Consider the following 18466-nt stretch of genomic DNA (forward strand, 5'->3'; position numbering starts at 1 on the left):
ACGGGTATATATAAATGACACCTGGCTTTTCAAAAAGTATATGGGGAATCTTATTTTTTTTCAAAAAAGATAGAAAGTAGAAGAGTCAGGGCAAGACCCAGTGAAGAACGATCTTTTACGTATTGTGTAATCAGGCCGATGGCCTGCTGCATATATTTTTTAACTGTCGGCAATGCAATTCCCAGTGCTACTGCTATTTCTGCCTGCTTCATTTTCCCGATCCGGTTCATGGTCCATACCTGGCGACAATGTTCCGGCAACTGTGTAATCGCCTCATCTATGAGGGAAAGATGCCATTCCCTGTTTTCTTCCGTTTCGGCGGTGGGGACTTGCCTGGCAAAATCGTCTAACAACGCATTGCGGCGCGCCAGGTTGCGCATGACATTGAGGGCATGGTGACGGGTCATCACCCAGAGGTAAGGACTGAATCGCTCTACATACTGCAAAGTTTCCCGCCCCTGCCAGATCTTCATAAAAATATCCTGTAAAATACTTTCGGTTTCCGGAGCGGATTGGATGATGCGATTGACGTATGTGTAAAGTAACGGGTAATATTGGTCGAATATGATAGCATATGCCTGCTCATCGCCTTCTGCTATTCTCGACAATAGTTCTTTTTCGTTATATGTTTGATTGGCTGACACCCGTTAAATGAAACACAATCTAGGAAAATTTCTGAAAATCCGCCAATATATGTTGGTCCACTAATTTGAATGCAACAATGTAAGCGATACCATTTTTATTGATTTTTTTACCAGTGACTTCACCTGCAAATTGTTACTGCTATTACAATTGCAGGAGCTTCTTTATGATTCACAATCTACTAAACCGGACATCAACTGTACAAAACCGGACAGGTTGAAAAATACCGGCAACTTTAATTCATTGGTTTTTATAATATTAAAAACTGGTATTTTATTAGCGATGGGAGTATTCAAACCTATCTCCATGTTTAAAAATTATTTTAAACTCGCCTGGCGTAACCTTATCCACAATAAATTATACAGTCTGCTGAATATATTGGGCCTGGCCACGGGGATGGCAGTGGCATTGATCATTGGTTTGTGGATCTGGTATCAGTATTCTTATGACAGGTTCCTTCCCGATAGTCAGCAGATCTACAAGGCCGGCTTAAAAGGTACCGGCAGTAATGGAGAGGTATATGCTTACCTTGTTTCACCTATGCCATTGGCTGAAGCATTGAGAAGAGACGTTCCAGGTATCAGGCATGTGGTAATGACGGACTGGATAAAACCGCATGGGCTGGTTGCGGGGGAGAGGAAGATATATCTGCCGGGAATAATAGCTGAAAATGATTTCCTGAAAATATTTCAATATCCTTTGTTAAAAGGCCGTAAAGAGCAGGTGTTAAATGATCCTTATTCGATTGTATTGACGGAGTCGACTGCAAAATCATTATTTGGAAATGAAGATCCGCTGAATAAAATTGTTCGTATCGATAATCAGAACGATCTGAAAGTGACAGGTGTGTTAAAAGATATTCCGGACAATTCTACTTTGAAATTTAACTACGTTATTCCTTACGAATACCTTATTCAGAACAGCAATACCAAAGATTACCTTAGCATGTGGGGCCAGATTACAGCCAATGTGTATGTGTCATTACAGCCCGGAGTTTCCTACGCGCAGGTTGAACCGGAACTAAAGAAGATCATAGCCAGGTATAACCCCGAAGAATATAAGCATTCGCGTACTGAAGTAATCATGCAGGGGATGAAAGACTGGCATCTTTATACTGAATTTAAAAATGGGGTGGCTACCGGTGGGATGATCAGCTATGTGAGAGTATTTAGTATTACCGGGATACTTGTGTTGCTGATTGCCTGTATCAATTTTATGAATATTTCTACAGCGCGATCTGAAAAAAGAGCAAAGGAAGTAGGCGTGAGAAAAGTTATGGGTTCCCAGCGATATGAACTGATTTTACAGTTTCTGACAGAATCTTTTGTTATCACTTTTGCCGCATTTATCCTGGCGTTGCTATTGGTACAAACTGCATTACCTTCATTTAATACACTAACACAGGCAACTATCCGCATTCCTTATACGAATGGAATATTCTGGATCGTTATGATCAGTTATTTGTTGCTCACAGGGCTACTGGCGGGCAGCCGCCCTGCTTTTTATCTTTCTTCTTTCAGACCTGTCAGGATATTAAAAGCAGATCGTGGCGCGGTCCGTTCAAGAAAAATGCTGGTATTAATACAATTTTCCTGTTCTATAACACTTATCATCAGCACCATCATTATTTATCAGCAGATAAAATATGCACAGGAACGCCCCGTAGGTTATGATCAGCAGCGGTTGATGATGACAGATGCCAGCAGTGATCTGAAAAAAAATTATCCGGCATTAAAAAATGATCTGCTGCAGAGTGGTGTGGTAACAGCTGTAACTATGTCTTCAGAAACAGTCATTGCACTCAGGAACTTCAGCAGTATCGAAAACTGGCCTGGAAAAACGCCCGTGGAGGAAGTGGGCGCAGCAGTTGTGTTTGTTGCGGATAATAATTATTTCAGAACGATGGATATAGATCTGGCGGCGGGCAGAGACTTTACCGGTAATACCAGTGCCGATTCGCTGAATGTAATTGTGAACGAAGCTGCTATTAAACGGATGAATCTGAAAGACCCGATAGGACAGGTTATTGCTTATAATGGCCGTCATAACTTAAAGATCATAGGTGTTGCTAAGGATGCTATTATGGAATCTCCTTTTTCATCGCCTACTCCCACCGTCTTTATGTATAGTCCTGGCGGAGCAAGATTTATTACCTACCGGTTGTCTCCAAAGGTGAGTACATCAAAAGCGGTTGACAGGATTGCCCGGATCTTTGGACAATATAATACAGCCTACCCCTATGTCTACAATTTTGTTGATGAAGCTTATGCAAAGAAATTTGAACTGGAAATGCTGATCGGTAAATTAACCGGTCTGTTCTCTCTGCTGGCAATTTTTATTTCCTGTCTTGGTTTGTTTGGACTGGCTTCCTATATGGCAGAACAGCGAACTAAAGAGATTGGCATACGGAAAGTATTGGGAGCATCTATCATGCAGTTATGGGCATTATTATCCCGTGAATTTATTGTACTTGTGATGATCAGTTGTTTGATCGCCTCTCCGCCGGCCTTCTATTTTCTTAATAACTGGCTGGATAAATATGTATATCGCATCAGCATAGGCCCACTGGTTTTTATCCTGGCGGCCATCATCACTGTCGGTATCACAGTGCTTACTGTGAGTTTCCACGCAGTAAGAGCCGCTATGGTCAACCCGGTGCGAAGTCTGAGAGCTGAGTAGCTTTAAGATAGACGGGTTTCAAACCTTTCCGGGGATGATGTCAAATTCAATCTCAAACTGTACGAAAAAGCCTTCAGATGGATAGTCTGAAGGCTTTTGATTATTTGCTAAATTAAGCAATTTATTTCGCGGGGTGAGGCGTCCCTTAATTTTAAAGAATACCCTAACATAAGCGGAATGATCTTGAAAAGACTATTCTGCTATTGAGAAATATAAGAGGCTATTTTCGTGTATTCACCGGGTTCGGCCTGGCTTCACCGCCACCAGGAAGGTTTACAAAGTAAGGAGTTCCATATCCATTCCCTGGACGGAAAAAGTCCGTAGAGATGATCTGGGCGCCGCTTTCAAAAGCTGCGTTGGCCCTGGTATGATCATTTGTCTTCGCCTCATATGTTTCGATATCAGAGCGGGTCCTGACCATGTATCCCTTTTGCACTGCCTGCTGTATTTCTTTCCGGCGTACAATGGCGTTGTCCAGCAGTAAAAAGGCGGCATAGGTATCCTGTGGAAGCGACTGCATGAACATCACCCTGCCTTCGAGGTTGGGCCTGTTTTTAGTGTAGTCGGATACCAGGTTCATACCGGCTGTGGAAGGTAACAACAGGAAGATAAATTTCCCTCTGGCAGCTTTTACAGTAGGCCAGTTTTGGGCCAGTGTAGCTTCGCGTAACGTTGGATATTTTCCATGTATGTCATCCGGCGTGATCAGCTTATCTCTACCGAGTTGGGAAACGATTTCCCGATCCAGTGCGTCAAAGGCTTTCTCATCAAAAGGCAACACCTGTGCAGAGTTGGGGAATAAAGGAATCCCCTTGTCTTTGGCTTCTATCATCACATAAATTGGAAAATGTCCGGGATGAGCATCAGACCAGGAGCGCATAGCAGCCAGGGCACCTTTGAAGGTGGTATAGTGTGTGCGGAAATCAATATCGGCCATGTGTAATACTTTGAAGCCCGGTTTATCCAGGTCTGTTGTATCGAATGGCGCCAGGTGCGTAATACCTTTCTTCCGCAGCTCACGATAAACGGCAGGGTCGTTAAAGCGGTTGCCCGTAGGGTCGTTATATACATCAATTTCCAGGCTCCGTACACCGGCATCCAGCTGCACGTCAAACGGAGGATGGTTGTAATGCAGTCCTTCGCTCATTTTTACAGTATTGGGGTGAAACTCCTGGAAAGCTGCGAATTGTTCTTTCGGCATACTTTTCATATAGGTTTGCCCCAATTTTTCAAAAATAGGATCAATATAAGCCAGCACGGCAGAATCCACGGGCCGGGCATAACTGTTGTGCGTACCCAGTACCTGTACCTGGTTTATTTTAAGGGTGTCCAGCTGTGAAGATTGTGCGCCACAAATGGTTGTTGCGCAGGCCATCAGCATTGTTCCCAACGCCCTGGTAATAGTTGTCTGCATCGTCAATTGTTTTTTTAGTTAGAAAATTTTAACACTCACGCCTGCCTGTCCGCGGATGGAGTACCATTCTGCCTGTTCCACCCGGTCAAACGTGCCATGGTAATAGCGCACCGGCGCATTGGTAATATTGTTTAACTCGAGGAATGTCCTGATTTTGGGCGTGATGGAATAAGAAGCGGAAAAATCGACCGTGAAATTCTCAGCATACCAACGGTAGTGGTCGGGGCCTGCAGCCTGACGGATTACGTCGAGGTATTTGCCTTTATAATTGCCTGCAATCCTGGCCATGAATTTATTGTACTCGTATAACAGTGATACGTTGAAAATATGTTTGGCCTGCTTAGGAATTGCGCTCTTGTCTTCTATCTTCTGATTATTCACAAAACGCGGAATTTTCACCTGTGAATTGGTATAAGTATAGTTGGCATCTACTCCAAATCCTTTCCAGAAACCCGGTAAGCTGGTAAATCTTTTCGCAAGGCCGGCCTCAAATCCTGCCAACCAGGCGCCCTGCAGGTTATCCGGTTCACTTACGGCATATGGCACACCACCGATTGTTTCGGACCACTGGTTGGTATAAACGAGGTCGGTGAGTTTTTTATAGAAAGCGCCAATGGTAGCCATGCCTATGCCACCGAAATAATGTTCGGCCATGAGGTCGAAGTTATTGGCAAACGTAGGTTTCAGACTGGCGTTGCCTCTGCTGATAACTTTGTTTGCATCATCCTGCGTGGTGCCGGGATTCAGGTTGTTGAAATCTGCACGGACGAAGCTGCGGGTATAGGCCAGCCGGACAATGTCTTTATCAGTCACATTATATTTCATGTGCAGCATGGGCAGGAAAGCGTTGTAGCTGTTGTCCTGCCTGAGAGAGGTCACCTGCTTGCCGCCTGTGTTGGAGGTGACTTTGCTACCGTTGAAGGTTACCTGGTTATACTCATTGCGAATGCCACCTGTAATCGTCAGTTTGTCCAATACTTTATATTCTCCCATCACGTAGAGCGCATATACTTTTTCCACACCTGTGAAGTACTTGGTGGCACCGGATGCGTTGGTGGCAGAATCTACCTGGAAAGGATACAGGCCGTGCTGGCCGATACCTTCCGGTGTCACCAGCGATTTCAACTGGTTCAGGGCCATCTGATCGATGATCACATTGTTGTATGGAGATCCGATTTCAGACAGGAAGCCGCCGTTATAGGGGAATGGTTCAGTACCCAGGCTGATCATAGTGGGTGACGGTTTCTGGATGCCCGCTACATATACATTGTAGGGAGATTGCACCACTTTGTCTTTATGAATAAACTTACCTCCAAACTTCAGTGTCAGACGCTCCGTAGGTGTGTATTTCAGATGAAAGCTGAAACGTTTGTTCTCCTCCCAGTTGGTGCTGCGCAGCATAATCACCTGGGAGAGTTTCATGGCGTTGGCGCTGATAGGGGTAGTGGACGATATATGTGGTAGTACTGCATCTATCACATCGCCTTTTCCGTCGGGAGCATCCATGGACAGGTATTTTTTTCCGTCGGTAGCCAGACCTTCGTAAGTGACAGCCTGTTGGAAGGTGGCCATGGGATAATAACCGGGATCTTTAAACCGAAACTTTGACTTATCAGCACTAACTGCCCAGTCGAGGCTTAGTTTGCCGGAGAAAACAGATTGTCCGCTTAATTCGCCCGAATAAAGGTCTGTAAAGTAATTGGATGCCCTGTCGGTAATCGTTGCATTTTTGGTGTTGAAATAAAAGTATGTTTCCCGTACATTCTGTCCATCGAGAAACGCGCTATAAATACTTTTAAACTGTATCTTATGCCTGCCATTGAATTTATATTCCAGACCAGCGTTTAGCCCGGTTGTTTTGCGGTGTGCGATATAATCCCTCAACTGAAGATCTGTAATGGAATAGGACTGGCGAACATTGGGATTGGAAAAATCGTAGGTCATGTTATAACGATCCTGAGCCGATGTACGGTCCCAGATCACAGCGGAAACAACAAACCCCAGTTTGCCTTTCAGCAGCCGGTCGCCGTATACAATAGAAGCATTGTAGGAACCTTTGCGGGCCTGGTCACCATATCCGCCGGCGGCATTGATCCGCAACATTTTCGACAACGGAGCTGCTTTGGTAATGAAATTAACGGAACCACCAATGGCATCGCCTTCCATATCCGGGGTGATGGCTTTAGACAATTGCACATATTCTATCAGTTCCGAAGGAAAAATATCCATTTGTATGCGACGGTCTGTATAGTCCAGGCTGGCAGTAGGCAGGCGGTTGCCGTTGAGCAGCGTAGCGCTCCATTGGATGGGGGTGCCGCGCACCGACACATATCTTCCTTCTCCCTGGTCCCTTTCGATGGAAACACCCTGCATACGCTGCACTGCCTCTGCGGCATTACGGTCGGGCAGTTTGCCGATGGCATCGGCAGCCAACACCTCCATAATTCCTGTTGCATTCTTTTTGATACTGATGGCCCGTATCTGAGAGCCGGCGGAAGCGCCTTTCACCACTACTTCTCCGAGCACATCGTTGGAAGGCTCCATCAGGATAGCTCCCAATTGGTTTAATCCGGGTTTGACATCTATTTCTACCGTTTTAACGGCAAATCCTATATAGTTGATTTTAAGCGTCACCTTCCCGGTCTTCCGGAGTGTGATATTAAATATCCCGGAGAGGTCTGTTTGTGTTCCGGTGCCATCGATGACGATGGTAGCGGAGGGTAAGGGACCCTCTTTGGATAGAATGCTCCCCCTGATTTGTTGTGCCGTACAGAAAACAGGCAGGAGTAAAATCATTAGTAAAAGTCGGCTGCTCATGGGCAAAAAAGATTTTCCGCAAAGTTGAACCGGCTGCCGGCCGAAGTCGTCCTTGTAGATAAATCCGTACGACTTTGTAGATCGACGAAAATGAAATGGGGCGTTATTTATTAATAATCAATATCTTATGAAGTGTTACCTTATTGTTAAGCCATTTATGTAAGAGAACTTTTGACTGCACCTGCTGGCATTGTTATCATCATATTTTTACTTTTCATATAGGCGGAAGGGGTATTTCCGGTTACTTTCTTGAAGTATTGGTTAAAAGAAGATTTGGAATGAAACCCGGCTTCAAATGCCAGGGATAGGATATTGGGCGTGTCTTTGCGTTGCCGGTGCTCATCAATTAGTTTGATCACTTCCCGGATCCTGTATTCGTTGATGAATTGATAAAAGGACTGGCCAATATATTGGTTGAGGGTTTCTGAAAGATGATGGCGGGATATTTCCATGGCTGCCGCGAGTTTGTCCAGCGTGAGTTCGGGATCTTTATATACTGTCTTTTCATACATCCACTGTTTTAGCTGGCAGGCAATGGCGGCCTGTTGTTCCTCAGGCAACAGTGATTTCCGGGGTTGCTGCGGAATGCCAGCTGCTGTTTCTTTGTCCGCCGTTTCCGCCGCGCTGGCCACAGCCGGGTCTGTTTCAGGTGATGTATAATCTAACAGCGGCAATGGAGTTTCAGTATCCATCAAAAATAAAATCCTTACCCTGCCAATGGCCAGGCAGATACTCAGCAGGGATATATAAGTAAATATCCTCCCCCACAGGTGCTGGTCGATATTGAACCGGGAAGCGGGCGGTAAATGGTTATTTAACACCAGTGCCAGCATCAACACTGTGATAAGTATAAACACAGTCGCTATAAACCGGACCAGCCATATTTCCGATTGCCAAAAGGAAGGGATACGACGGGCTTCCCGCAGAGACAAAGCTCCATATAAAGGAAAAGAGATCATCGCCGTATACCCTACTACCTGGTTATAATAAATGATCGCCGCGGGAGTATTACCGTTATGTATAATAATGTAACCCGCAATCGTAAAATATACCACGGCTCCCGCCATTGCAGGCAGAAAATGATAGTAGTTTTTTTGTCCCGCCTGTAGATGCCTGCCGGAAAGGTGTTTAGCATATATCCACAACAACGGCGAATACATCAGTGTGATAAAAGTATAGAACTGCTTATGGATTTCGGCATTAGGAAAAAGTGTATGTAGTGCGAAGCCACTACCTAAATGAACAAACACTAATATCAAAAACCAGCTTAATATATTATCCGAAGATCTTTTTTTATGGTCTATGATGAATATACTGAATACGACCACCGCCTGGAAAGCTCCCAGTAAAATAATATACTTCATGACACCCGTTTATATGATAACTTTCAGGTGTGAAGCTACATAACTACTGTTAAGAAATTATTACCTGTGGCATACCGTGAGGTTGGAATGGAAAGACTCATCTGTTTTGAAATGGAACAGATCGTAGGTAAAGTCTGAAACCTATGCATTTTAAAAAGCCCAAAGCGTGGGTTAACGTTATTTAATTTTACCAAGTGTTTGGGCGATTAAGGAAATATGCTCTTTTATTTTTACTATCTGAAGGTGCGCTGCTTTCTCTTGTCCGCCTATACCCAGCAGGGGCACATAACCGAAGCATTCATCATATCCAGGTTCACCTAAATTTGCTTTAGCGGCCACGTAGTTCTTATCATCTAAATTATCCCTTAAAAAGCCCTCGTCGGCTAAATCCATATCAAAAAACCACTCCATATCGTCCCCACTTTCGATAATGGAATCGTAGCCGTTTTTGAAGTAAACAGCCCGTATTGCATCCCCTGTCCATGTCAGGAAATCCCCAAGACCGGTAACTGCAAAAACAATTTCGTTGTTCATATTATTGTAGGCTTCATCAAAAAGCTGTTGAAATTCTGAAGGATCAACCATTTTGAGATAGCCGTTCATATATGTTCCAAATCCATAAGCATTCCAGAAATCCATAAGTTGAATGGGCAGTTTGCCCCTAAACTTATCCAATACATCTACTGTTGGCTTCTGTACGGTTGAATAATCCGGATATTTTTCAAAAAATGTATCAAACATAGTTCATACTTTTTTTTAGTCAAGTAAACTCTCGTAACAGTTTTTTAAAGGAGGGCAATCCAACATCTCTTTTCTACAAAGGGCTTTTAAAAAGCCTTTAACGCTTTTCCCTGAATTTGTGGGGATGCTGCACAAAGGTTTCTATAGCCGTATTTTATTTATTAAGAGTATATAAATAAATGTAGCAAAAAGTTCTGTCAATAAAAACCAACAAGTAGCAATTATCAAAGTCAAATCTTCCTGGCCTCATTATAAAAGCGACCTTTGGGGCCCGCCCCCATGTTGCAGAAAGAAAAGAAATACTGTTTGAAATTCCTATTTATTCCTATTATTGTCTAAGTTATTTTTATTGGTCCGACACGTTATATTCAAACTATCTCTTCATCTAAAGGGAGCATTTGCCAATGAGCATCAATTACATACAGGACAATTTGGAGGGTGTGCCTCCTGATCATCTATGGTTTGACAAGGCTGCCTTTAAGGAGTTATTCACAAAACACTATCCCCCTCTTTGTATCCACTGCAAGTTGAAATATGGCTTTGATATTCACCTGGCAGAGGAGGTGGTTCATACTGGCTTTATCAAACTTTGGGAAACACGCCAAACGCTTGTTCCTGGCATATCTCCAATATCTTATCTGTATAAAATTATTCACAATCTTAGTTTAAATACTATAAGACACGAAAAAGTAAAGCAACAGCATACGGCCTATTTATTGAAAACAACGGCCGAAGATATTTCGGAAACGGGCCTTAATAGTATTGATTTAAAACAGCTGAGTTCTGCTATCGACGCTGCTATTGCAGAACTGCCGGAACAGATGCGTATCATATTTGAACTCAGAAAATTTGAAGGACTGAAATATACAGAAATAGCCGGCCGGTTAAATATATCTGTAAAAACAGTGGATACTCAGATCTATAGGGCTATGATAAAATTGAAGGAGAAACTATCGAAGTTTCTCATTATTCTCATTGTATTGACTTTCAATATTTTATTAAAAAAGTAACAATATTTTTTTTCGTTGTAGGGAAGAATTCATCATTAGGTGTATATATAATATAGCGCACATGGAAGACAACAATCAATATGACGAGCTTTTGGTCAGGTACTTGTTTAATGAGGAAACAGCAGAGGAGAGAGTATTTGTTGAAAACTGGCTCAATGCCAGTGAGGAGCACCAGCGCTACTTTAATCATTTGAAAAAAGTCTGGCAACTAACAGAGATAAAGCAAGACCTGACATATCTGACGGACGAAGCGACCCTGGAGGAGAAATGGAATCGTCTGGAGCAAGATCTGCCAGAGGCAGAAGTCCGGAAAATATCCAGGCCGGTCAACATGCTGGTTGCGGTAGCTGTTGCGGCATCCGTGCTGCTGGTGATTGGTTTGAGCTGGATGTTTTTTAGTAACAAAAAACAGGATCTACCTGTTGTACAGCATACCGGAGGAAAGGCGGATAGCCTGATGTTGGTAATGCGGCATGAAGTAAATACAACAGGTAAAGAGAAAAGAATTCAGTTGGCAGATGGCTCCCTGATCGTTTTGGCAAGCAGTAGTGCAGTCACTTATCGTGAACCATTTACCGACAGGCGGGATATAACACTGACCGGTAAAGCGTATTTCAAGGTCGCTCCTGACAAGGCAAAACCTTTTACTGTTATCAGTGGTGATATATCTATCACTGCATTGGGAACTGAATTTACTGTTACTTCCTTTGCCAATTCAACAAATGTGATCGTTCGTTTATATAAGGGAAAAGTGGTTGTGAAGAGAGTAGATAAATCGAATCGTAAAATGAATGAAGATGTATACCTGTTACCTGGCCAATCGTTTGTGTATGGCAGTCGAACAGCTAATGTGAAGACGTTTAAATTAAACAATCATGCTGTTCCGGAGCAAATCATCAACGATGAGTTATCTGACGATAAACCTTCGCTACCCGGCAATACAGAAGGTTCCTGGTATCAGTTCAATAATCAATTGCTGCCGGAAGTATTTGATCACCTGTCGCAAATGTTCAATGTACCAATAGTCTATAAGAAGAAGGATATTCAAAACATATATTTTACAGCCAAATACAACAGAACAGATTCTTTAGAGAGTATTTTAAAAGAAATAGCCATCCTTCATAATTTAACGATTACTAAGAAGGACAGTGCTTTTATCATAAGTAAGTAAACTGATAACACGTTATAAATTGCATCCTGCAGGATGAACCTTCAGTCATACTGATACAGACTTTTACTTTTATAAAAAAGAATTCCACATGAAATTTGAACTGCTTAAACTCAGGGCTGTTCTACCAGCTCTTCTATTGCTCATACAAATCCTTTCGCCATCCGATACAAAGGCGCAGGAAGCCACCACTATAGTAAAAGGGATTGTGCATGGTAGCGATAACGAACCGCTGGTTGGCGCGTCAGTGATTATCCGCAACAGCAAAACAAACTTTACGTCCGGAACCAAAAGCGATACAGCCGGCGTATTTACCTTTTCCAGTGTGCCTGCCGGTGGTCCATATAGCTTTGTGGTAACAATGGTAGGTTATGAATCGCAAAAATTATCGGGTTATACGCTTAAAGGAGGCGCTACTTTTTCTTTGGTGATTGACATGAAACCATCTGCTACAGGCCTGGGAGAAGTGGTGGTTACCGGGGTGTTCGACAAACGGAAAAAGATGGAAGCCTCAGTAGCTATCAGCACTATTTCTGCCGCCCAGGCCTCCAAACTGTCACTGGTAAGCGCAGCCGACATCCTTAAAAATGTGCCCGGTGTGTATGTTAACTCTTCCCTTGGAGAAGTTCGTAATACCGTTTATTCCCGTGGCGTATCGGTGGGTTCCAATGATGGCGCTTCTGGTTATTATTATGTGAGTATGCAGGAAGATGGGTTACCGGTAACAAACGTTACGTGCAGTAATTATGGGCCCGATTACTTCCTTCGTGCTGATGCTACGGTAGGACGGTTAGAAGCCGTTCGCGGTGGAACTGCATCTATCCTGGGCGCTAATGCACCGGGTGGTATCTTCAATTACATCACAAAAGAAGGAGGTGAGAAAACACAGGGAGAAGTTGTAGCCAAATATGGCCTGGAAGGAAACGGGAAAAACAGTTTCTATCGTACAGACGTTAACATCGGCGGGCCTTTGGGAAAAGATTGGTATTGGAATGCCGGTGGGTTTTACCGGTACGCTGAAGGGGCCAGATACCCCGGGTACCCGATGAATAATGGTGGACAATTCCGCGGCAACCTGGTGAAAAAATACAAATCAGGCTCACTGAAGTTTTATGCCAAATACTTAAATGATCACAACGGCTGGTTTGAATTTACGCCAACGCTTGGTTTTACGGATCCTAAACCGGCGCCCGGTTTTTCAGGCAATTCCAATGTGCTGATGCCTTCCATTCAGCAAAATTTCAACATCAACAAAACAGGCCAGGACGGTATTTACAATAACAAAGATCTGATTCATTCAACAGATAAATCTGCCGGGTTTAACTGGGAACAGCGGTTTGGTAATGGCTGGTCGTTTAATAACGCCATGCGCTACTCTGATAAAAGCACTACCTGGAATACCAACGGATCTGTTTATCCAATACAACTGACTGATCAGGCGATCTATACCCGTATGAACACGATAGGACAACCGGGTACTTATCACATCCGTGACATAAAGAGCGGCCGGGATCTGGCCACTGTAGCAACGTTGGATGGTCGTAGTTTTACCGTTACCAACAGTGATTTGCCGGGTAGCCAGGTAGTTCCCAATTCATTATTCTATGAACCGCTGCTGTTTGTCAGCAATAAAGCAAAGGAATATCTCGACCAGTTTTCTTTCACCAAAAAGTTGGAGAATATGAGCTTCACTTTGGGAGGATTTTTTGGTACTACCCAACTGGACAGGCTTAACGGGCGCATAGGCTTTGCGCTGGCTACGGTAGAAGAACATCCGCAGGTAGTAGGTATTACACGTACTAATCCTGACGGCACCACCGCATTGGTCACAAATGCAAACGGTGTTATGACCGTTAACAGGGTCGGCCAAACAATTAACCATGCCACTCAAAATCAACTGGCGTTTTTCTTCGGCCATAACTGGCAAATAACACCGGCATTAAACTTCGATTGGGGAGTGCGTTACGAAACAGTACGGGTGAAAGGATACAACAGCCCTTCTGTGGCTAACCAGGATACCGCGGGCGGACTGGATAAAAATCCACTCACCTTATACGACAATGCCTACGCCACCACTCCGACTACCTTCAACTTTAACGAGAGTTTAAACACTTTTTCTTATTCGGCAGGTCTGAATTATAAGATTAATAGTCACTTCTCTGTTTACGGGCGTTTTTCGCAGGGTAACAAAGCGCCTGATTTTGATCTGTATATTAATGCTACTACTGATTTCCTGGTGAAAACATTAGACCCGCAGGCACAGAAAGTGAGTCAATTTGAATTGGGACTGAAAGCAAAAACCGGTAACCTGAATTTATTTGTAACACCTTTTTACAGCGTGCTGAGTCACGTCCCTAACCTGCAAACATTTCAAAATGCTGACCAGACTAATTATAACCCGGCACCGGTTTATAATAAATACAGGACTTATGGGGTAGAAGTAGAGGCTGATTATAGCTTTGCAAAACATTTCAATATTCATGGCGTAATTACTTTGCAAAGATCAAAAGCTTTAGACTTCAAAACATGGTTGGCAAATAATCCCGGACCTCAGGACGATTCTTTGGTGACTACTTTTTCCGGTAATGAAACAGATAACATTGCCAGGAGTATGATCAACATTACTCCGTCGTATAACCTGGATAAATTTTATGCGCAGCTTACCTGGTCATTTATGGGCAAGCGGCAGGCAAATGTGGCCAATGCTTTCTTGTTGCCGTCATTCAGTCAGTTCAATTTTAGCGCTGGTTATGATATATCCAAAAGCTTCCGGTTAGGGTTTATCGTCAATAATATTTTCAACACTTATGGTGTAATGAGTTGGAGCCGGCCCGGTTCATTCAACGAGGCGCTTGACAGGCAAGGATTCACCAAACAAATGTATCAGGATGCTGTTAAGAGTAACCGCCCTTACTCCACCGTTGCTATTGCGCCAAGAGCATATTTCATGACTGCAACATTTAAGTTTTAATTTTTATCGTTACAAATGCACGAATACGCTCATTCGTGCATTTGTAATATTCATTCATTCTAATTTTATTATTGTGCACAGGACACTAATATTTTTTGTGTTTATTTTTCTCTTTGTCAAAGGAAATGCACAACGGGTAAACAGCGATACCCTCTATAGAAATTTTATTAGCCCGCCCAATGAAGCAAAGCCCCGCGTGTGGTGGCACTGGATGAATGGAAATATTACTAAAGACGGCATCAGGAAAGACCTGGAATGGATGCACCGGGTGGGCATTGGCGGTTTTCATCAGTTTGAGGTGGAACTGGGTCGTTCGGATAAGTCGCAGATAGTTGATAAGCCACTGGTATATATGACACCCGAATGGTTGGATGCTTTCAGATTTGCTGCTAAAATGGCCGATTCCCTGAAATTGGAAATGGCTATTGCCGCTTCGCCAGGATTTAGCGAAACGGGTGGTCCCTGGGTAAAGCCGGAAGATGGAATGAAGAAAATTGTGTGGACAGAAACCCGTGTAAAAGGTGGCGCCTCAAATATTAAACTAGCCGCAGCACCGGGAATTACAGGGCCTTTCCAGGATATGCCCGTTCAACCTTACGGGGAACGAAAGGTGGATATTTCAAAGGATATTTTATTTTACAGAGATGTGGCCCTGCTGGCGTACAAAGTGCCGCAGGCCGACAGATCGTTGGCCGACTTAGGCGCAGTGGTAACGTCTGGCAGTAATAATTTTACCTTATCTCAACTTACTGATGGTGATTTACATACAAGCGTTCTTTTACCAAAAGATACGGTGAAAGGATATGCATGGATACAATTTGCCTTTCCTCAACCACAAACTATTAAAGCGATAAGCATGGTTGGCGGTGGCAATCCCGGCATGTATGGTAAGGGTGCAGATCCGGCAGATGGCCGTGCGTTGGAAGCAAGTAACGATGGCGTGAATTATCGGTTCATCACCTATATCCCACCAAGCGCCATTTTACAGCAAACCATCCCGGTGCCGGCAACAACGGCAAAATATTTTCGTATCACGGTTAAAAATCCCCCCGTCCCTTTTAACAGGGCGGCCACTATGGGACTCGCCGATAAGAGCAAAAAAAATGTAGCCGGAACTGAGATCGCGGAAATCGTGCTGTATACTGCTGACCGGATAAACAGGTTTGAAGAAAAATCGGCCTTTGCACCAGCAGGCAATTTATTAGATACCAAAACAACTGCTGCCAGTAAAGATGTGGTGAATGCAAACGAGGTGATTGATATCACAGATAAGCTACAGGCCGACGGATCCATCAATTGGACCGTGCCGGAAGGAGGAGAGTGGAGAATAATCCGTTTTGGGTATTCGCTGCTTGGTACGATCAATCATCCTGCTTCTTACCCTGCAACAGGACTGGAAGTGGATAAGCTGGACCCGGTGGCGGTGAAAAATTACTTCACCAACTATTTAGACCGGTATAAAGATGCCACTGGTAGCCTGATGGGAAATAAAGGCCCTTTGCAATATCTTATCACAGATAGTTGGGAAGCGGATGCACAAAACTGGACGGCTGATTTTCCTGCTGAATTTCAAAAACGCCGCGGTTACAGTATTATTCCCTGGTTGCCTGTAATAACAGGGGCAATCATTAAAAGCGCTGATGCCAGTGAGGCTTTTCTGTTTGATTTCAGGAAAACACTGGAAGAAATGGTGGCAGCATATCATTACGATGCACTGACCAATATCCTGGCACAATATGGTATCAGGCGCTATTCCGAATCGCATGAAGATGGTCGCGCATTTATTGGAGATGGTATGGAGGTGAAAAGAACGGCAGCCATCCCTATGTCTGCATTATGGACACCCAGTCCTGTTATTAATGAAAACGATCAGACAAGATATACGATCGATATCCGGGAATCTGCATCAGTAGCGCACCTGTACGGACAAAATCTCGTAGCTGCAGAGTCCTTAACCGCCCTGGGGATGGGCGGATCCGCATGGGCGTATTATCCCGGAAATTTAAAATCAAGCGCGGATCTGGAGCTGGCAAGTGGTGTAAATCGTTTTGTGATCCATTGTTCACCCCACCAGCCGTTAGATAACAAAATTCCCGGTCTTGGCCTCGGACCTTTTGGCCAGTGGTATACACGTCATGAAACATGGGCAGAACAGGCAAAAGCATGGAACGACTATCTGGCCCGCAGCAGCTATTTATTACAACAGGGCAGGTTTGCAGCTGATATTGTTTATTACTATGGAGAAGACAATAATATCACCAACCTGTTTGGTAGAAAACCACCTGCCATTCCTGAAGGATATGATTATGATTTCATAAATACTGATGCGCTTATCCATTTGTTGTCGGTAAAAGACGGCAAATTAGTTACGCCAGGCGGTATGAGTTATAGTGTACTGGTGCTGGACAGCAGCGCCGTTAAAATGACTTTGCCTGCCTTGCGTAAACTAAAGGAACTGGTAAGATCCGGCGCTACTGTTACCGGTGCAAAACCATTGGCCTCTCTAAGTTTGACAGACGACCCCCGTGAATTTAATCAGTTAGTAAATGAAATATGGGCTTCCTCAAATCCCAAAGTCACCACAGCCAAACCATTGAGGGAAGTTCTGTTGGCTTCAAATATGCTACCTGACTTTGAGTACGCCAAACCACACGATAGTACGCAATTACTATATGTGCATCGCAAGCTGCTGGATGGCGATATCTACTGGGTAAATAACCGGATCGACCGGAATGAAGCCGTGAAAGCTGTTTTCCGGGTTAGTGGAAAAACGCCACAGATCTGGCATCCGGAGACAGGGAGCATGGAACCTGCTTCTTACAAAATAGAAAATAACCGCACAACAGTGTCGTTAAAGCTGACACCGAATGATGCAGTGTTTGTAGTATTCCTTTCGCCAGCCACCAGGAAGGCAAATGACCTTCCTGCCAAAACAGAAAAAGAAATCACAACAGTAGAAGGTTCCTGGAGGGTGATGTTCCAGCCCAACCGGGAAGCGCCGGCCAGCACCACTTTCGACCGGCTCACCTCTTATACAGAGAACAGCGATGCCGGTATCAGGTACTTTTCCGGTACCGCTACCTATACAAAGCATATTAATCTTCGTAAGAGCCTTATCGTGAAAGGTGCGCAATTGTGGTTAGACCTGGGCGATGTAAGAAACCTGGCCGAAGTAGTGATAAATGGAAAGCCGCTGGGTATTGTGTGGAAGCAACCCTTTCGTGTAAACGTTACCGGTGTTTTGAAAGCAGGAGATAATAAGCTGGAGATAAAAGTCACCAATCTTTGGGTAAACCGCTTGATTGGTGATGCGCAACCGGGTGTTACCAATAAGCTTACTTATACAACGCTACCTTTTTACAATGCCGATTCGCCCTTGCAGTTATCGGGTTTATTGGGACCGGTAAAAATAATCTCAGTTGAATAAATCTTTATAATACTTTAATCATAACGAGAGTTAATCCGGCTGCTATTCCTGGCAGCCGGTTTCTTTTTACAGGTGCCGTTAGCAAGAAATTTGAAGTAGGTAAGGGTGCTTTTGTGGCATATACTTACGGCGGGTGGTGGAGTTTTACAGAACTGAACCGGCGCCTGGGTCGCCGCTTTTGGGCTTCGCTACCCGATTGCTATTCAAACTGCCTCAGCGCAAATTCTCTCCCA

General features: G+C 44.0%; 10 protein-coding genes. 5 read left to right on the forward strand and 5 right to left on the reverse strand.

The features are described from left to right. Positions 1-50 precede the first annotated feature (50 nt). Entirely contained in the window at positions 51-644 is a 594-nt protein-coding gene (locus PV783_RS08240; RefSeq protein WP_079469219.1) for an RNA polymerase sigma factor, read from the reverse strand. A 304-nt stretch (positions 645-948) separates the two neighbouring features. Between PV783_RS08240 and PV783_RS08245 the strand changes: the two genes are divergently transcribed. After that, positions 949-3321 (forward strand): ABC transporter permease, encoded by a 2373-nt coding sequence (locus tag PV783_RS08245; protein WP_420987668.1) that lies wholly within the window; start codon positions 949-951, stop codon positions 3319-3321. A gap of 220 nt (positions 3322-3541) precedes the next feature. On the opposite strand, the gene PV783_RS08250 is transcribed toward PV783_RS08245, so the two are convergent. From PV783_RS08250 to PV783_RS08265, 4 genes are all read right to left on the reverse strand, one after another. Beyond that, a complete protein-coding gene (locus PV783_RS08250) occupies positions 3542-4735 on the reverse strand; it encodes a Ca2+-dependent phosphoinositide-specific phospholipase C (RefSeq protein ID WP_420987669.1) in 1194 nt (397 codons plus the stop codon). An 18-nt stretch (positions 4736-4753) separates the two neighbouring features. Beyond that, a complete protein-coding gene (locus tag PV783_RS08255) occupies positions 4754-7552 on the reverse strand; it encodes a TonB-dependent receptor (RefSeq protein WP_420987670.1) in 2799 nt (932 codons plus the stop codon). Positions 7553-7707: 155 nt separating this feature from the next. Next, the gene (locus PV783_RS08260; RefSeq protein WP_420987671.1) at positions 7708-8916 is read right to left on the reverse strand and encodes a helix-turn-helix domain-containing protein; all 1209 of its coding nucleotides are present in this window, start codon (positions 8914-8916) and stop codon (positions 7708-7710) included. Between the two features lie 177 nt (positions 8917-9093). Then, positions 9094-9657, reverse strand: coding sequence for a T6SS immunity protein Tdi1 domain-containing protein (locus PV783_RS08265; RefSeq protein ID WP_420987672.1), 564 nt, complete (start codon positions 9655-9657; stop codon positions 9094-9096). Positions 9658-10061: 404 nt separating this feature from the next. Between PV783_RS08265 and PV783_RS08270 the strand changes: the two genes are divergently transcribed. The 4 genes from PV783_RS08270 to PV783_RS08285 all read left to right on the forward strand — a co-directional run bounded on the left by PV783_RS08270 (position 10062) and on the right by PV783_RS08285 (position 18233). Continuing rightward, entirely contained in the window at positions 10062-10667 is a 606-nt protein-coding gene (locus PV783_RS08270) for an RNA polymerase sigma-70 factor (protein ID WP_420987673.1), read from the forward strand. A gap of 61 nt (positions 10668-10728) precedes the next feature. Next, the gene (locus PV783_RS08275; protein WP_420987674.1) at positions 10729-11838 is read left to right on the forward strand and encodes a FecR domain-containing protein; all 1110 of its coding nucleotides are present in this window, start codon (positions 10729-10731) and stop codon (positions 11836-11838) included. 88 nt (positions 11839-11926) lie between these two features. Then, complete coding sequence (locus PV783_RS08280) at positions 11927-14806, forward strand: TonB-dependent receptor (RefSeq protein WP_420987675.1); 2880 nt, start codon at positions 11927-11929, stop codon at positions 14804-14806. A 97-nt stretch (positions 14807-14903) separates the two neighbouring features. Further along, entirely contained in the window at positions 14904-18233 is a 3330-nt protein-coding gene (locus tag PV783_RS08285; RefSeq protein WP_420987676.1) for a glycosyl hydrolase, read from the forward strand. Positions 18234-18466 lie beyond the last annotated feature (233 nt).

Origin of the sequence: Chitinophaga sp. CC14, from assembly GCF_048957795.1 — a bacterium.
Lineage (GTDB): Bacteria > Bacteroidota > Bacteroidia > Chitinophagales > Chitinophagaceae > Chitinophaga > Chitinophaga ginsengisegetis.

What these genes read in the sequence shown, in the direction of transcription:
- PV783_RS08245 (WP_420987668.1), top strand. Translation starts at nt 949, where the DNA reads ATGTTTAAAAATTATTTTAAACTCGCCTGGCGTAACCTTATCCACAAT.
- PV783_RS08250 (WP_420987669.1), bottom strand. Translation starts at nt 4,735, where the DNA reads ATGCAGACAACTATTACCAGGGCGTTGGGAACAATGCTGATGGCCTGC.
- PV783_RS08255 (WP_420987670.1), bottom strand. Translation starts at nt 7,552, where the DNA reads ATGAGCAGCCGACTTTTACTAATGATTTTACTCCTGCCTGTTTTCTGT.
- PV783_RS08260 (WP_420987671.1), bottom strand. Translation starts at nt 8,916, where the DNA reads ATGAAGTATATTATTTTACTGGGAGCTTTCCAGGCGGTGGTCGTATTC.
- PV783_RS08265 (WP_420987672.1), bottom strand. Translation starts at nt 9,657, where the DNA reads ATGTTTGATACATTTTTTGAAAAATATCCGGATTATTCAACCGTACAG.
- PV783_RS08270 (WP_420987673.1), top strand. Translation starts at nt 10,062, where the DNA reads ATGAGCATCAATTACATACAGGACAATTTGGAGGGTGTGCCTCCTGAT.
- PV783_RS08275 (WP_420987674.1), top strand. Translation starts at nt 10,729, where the DNA reads ATGGAAGACAACAATCAATATGACGAGCTTTTGGTCAGGTACTTGTTT.
- PV783_RS08280 (WP_420987675.1), top strand. Translation starts at nt 11,927, where the DNA reads ATGAAATTTGAACTGCTTAAACTCAGGGCTGTTCTACCAGCTCTTCTA.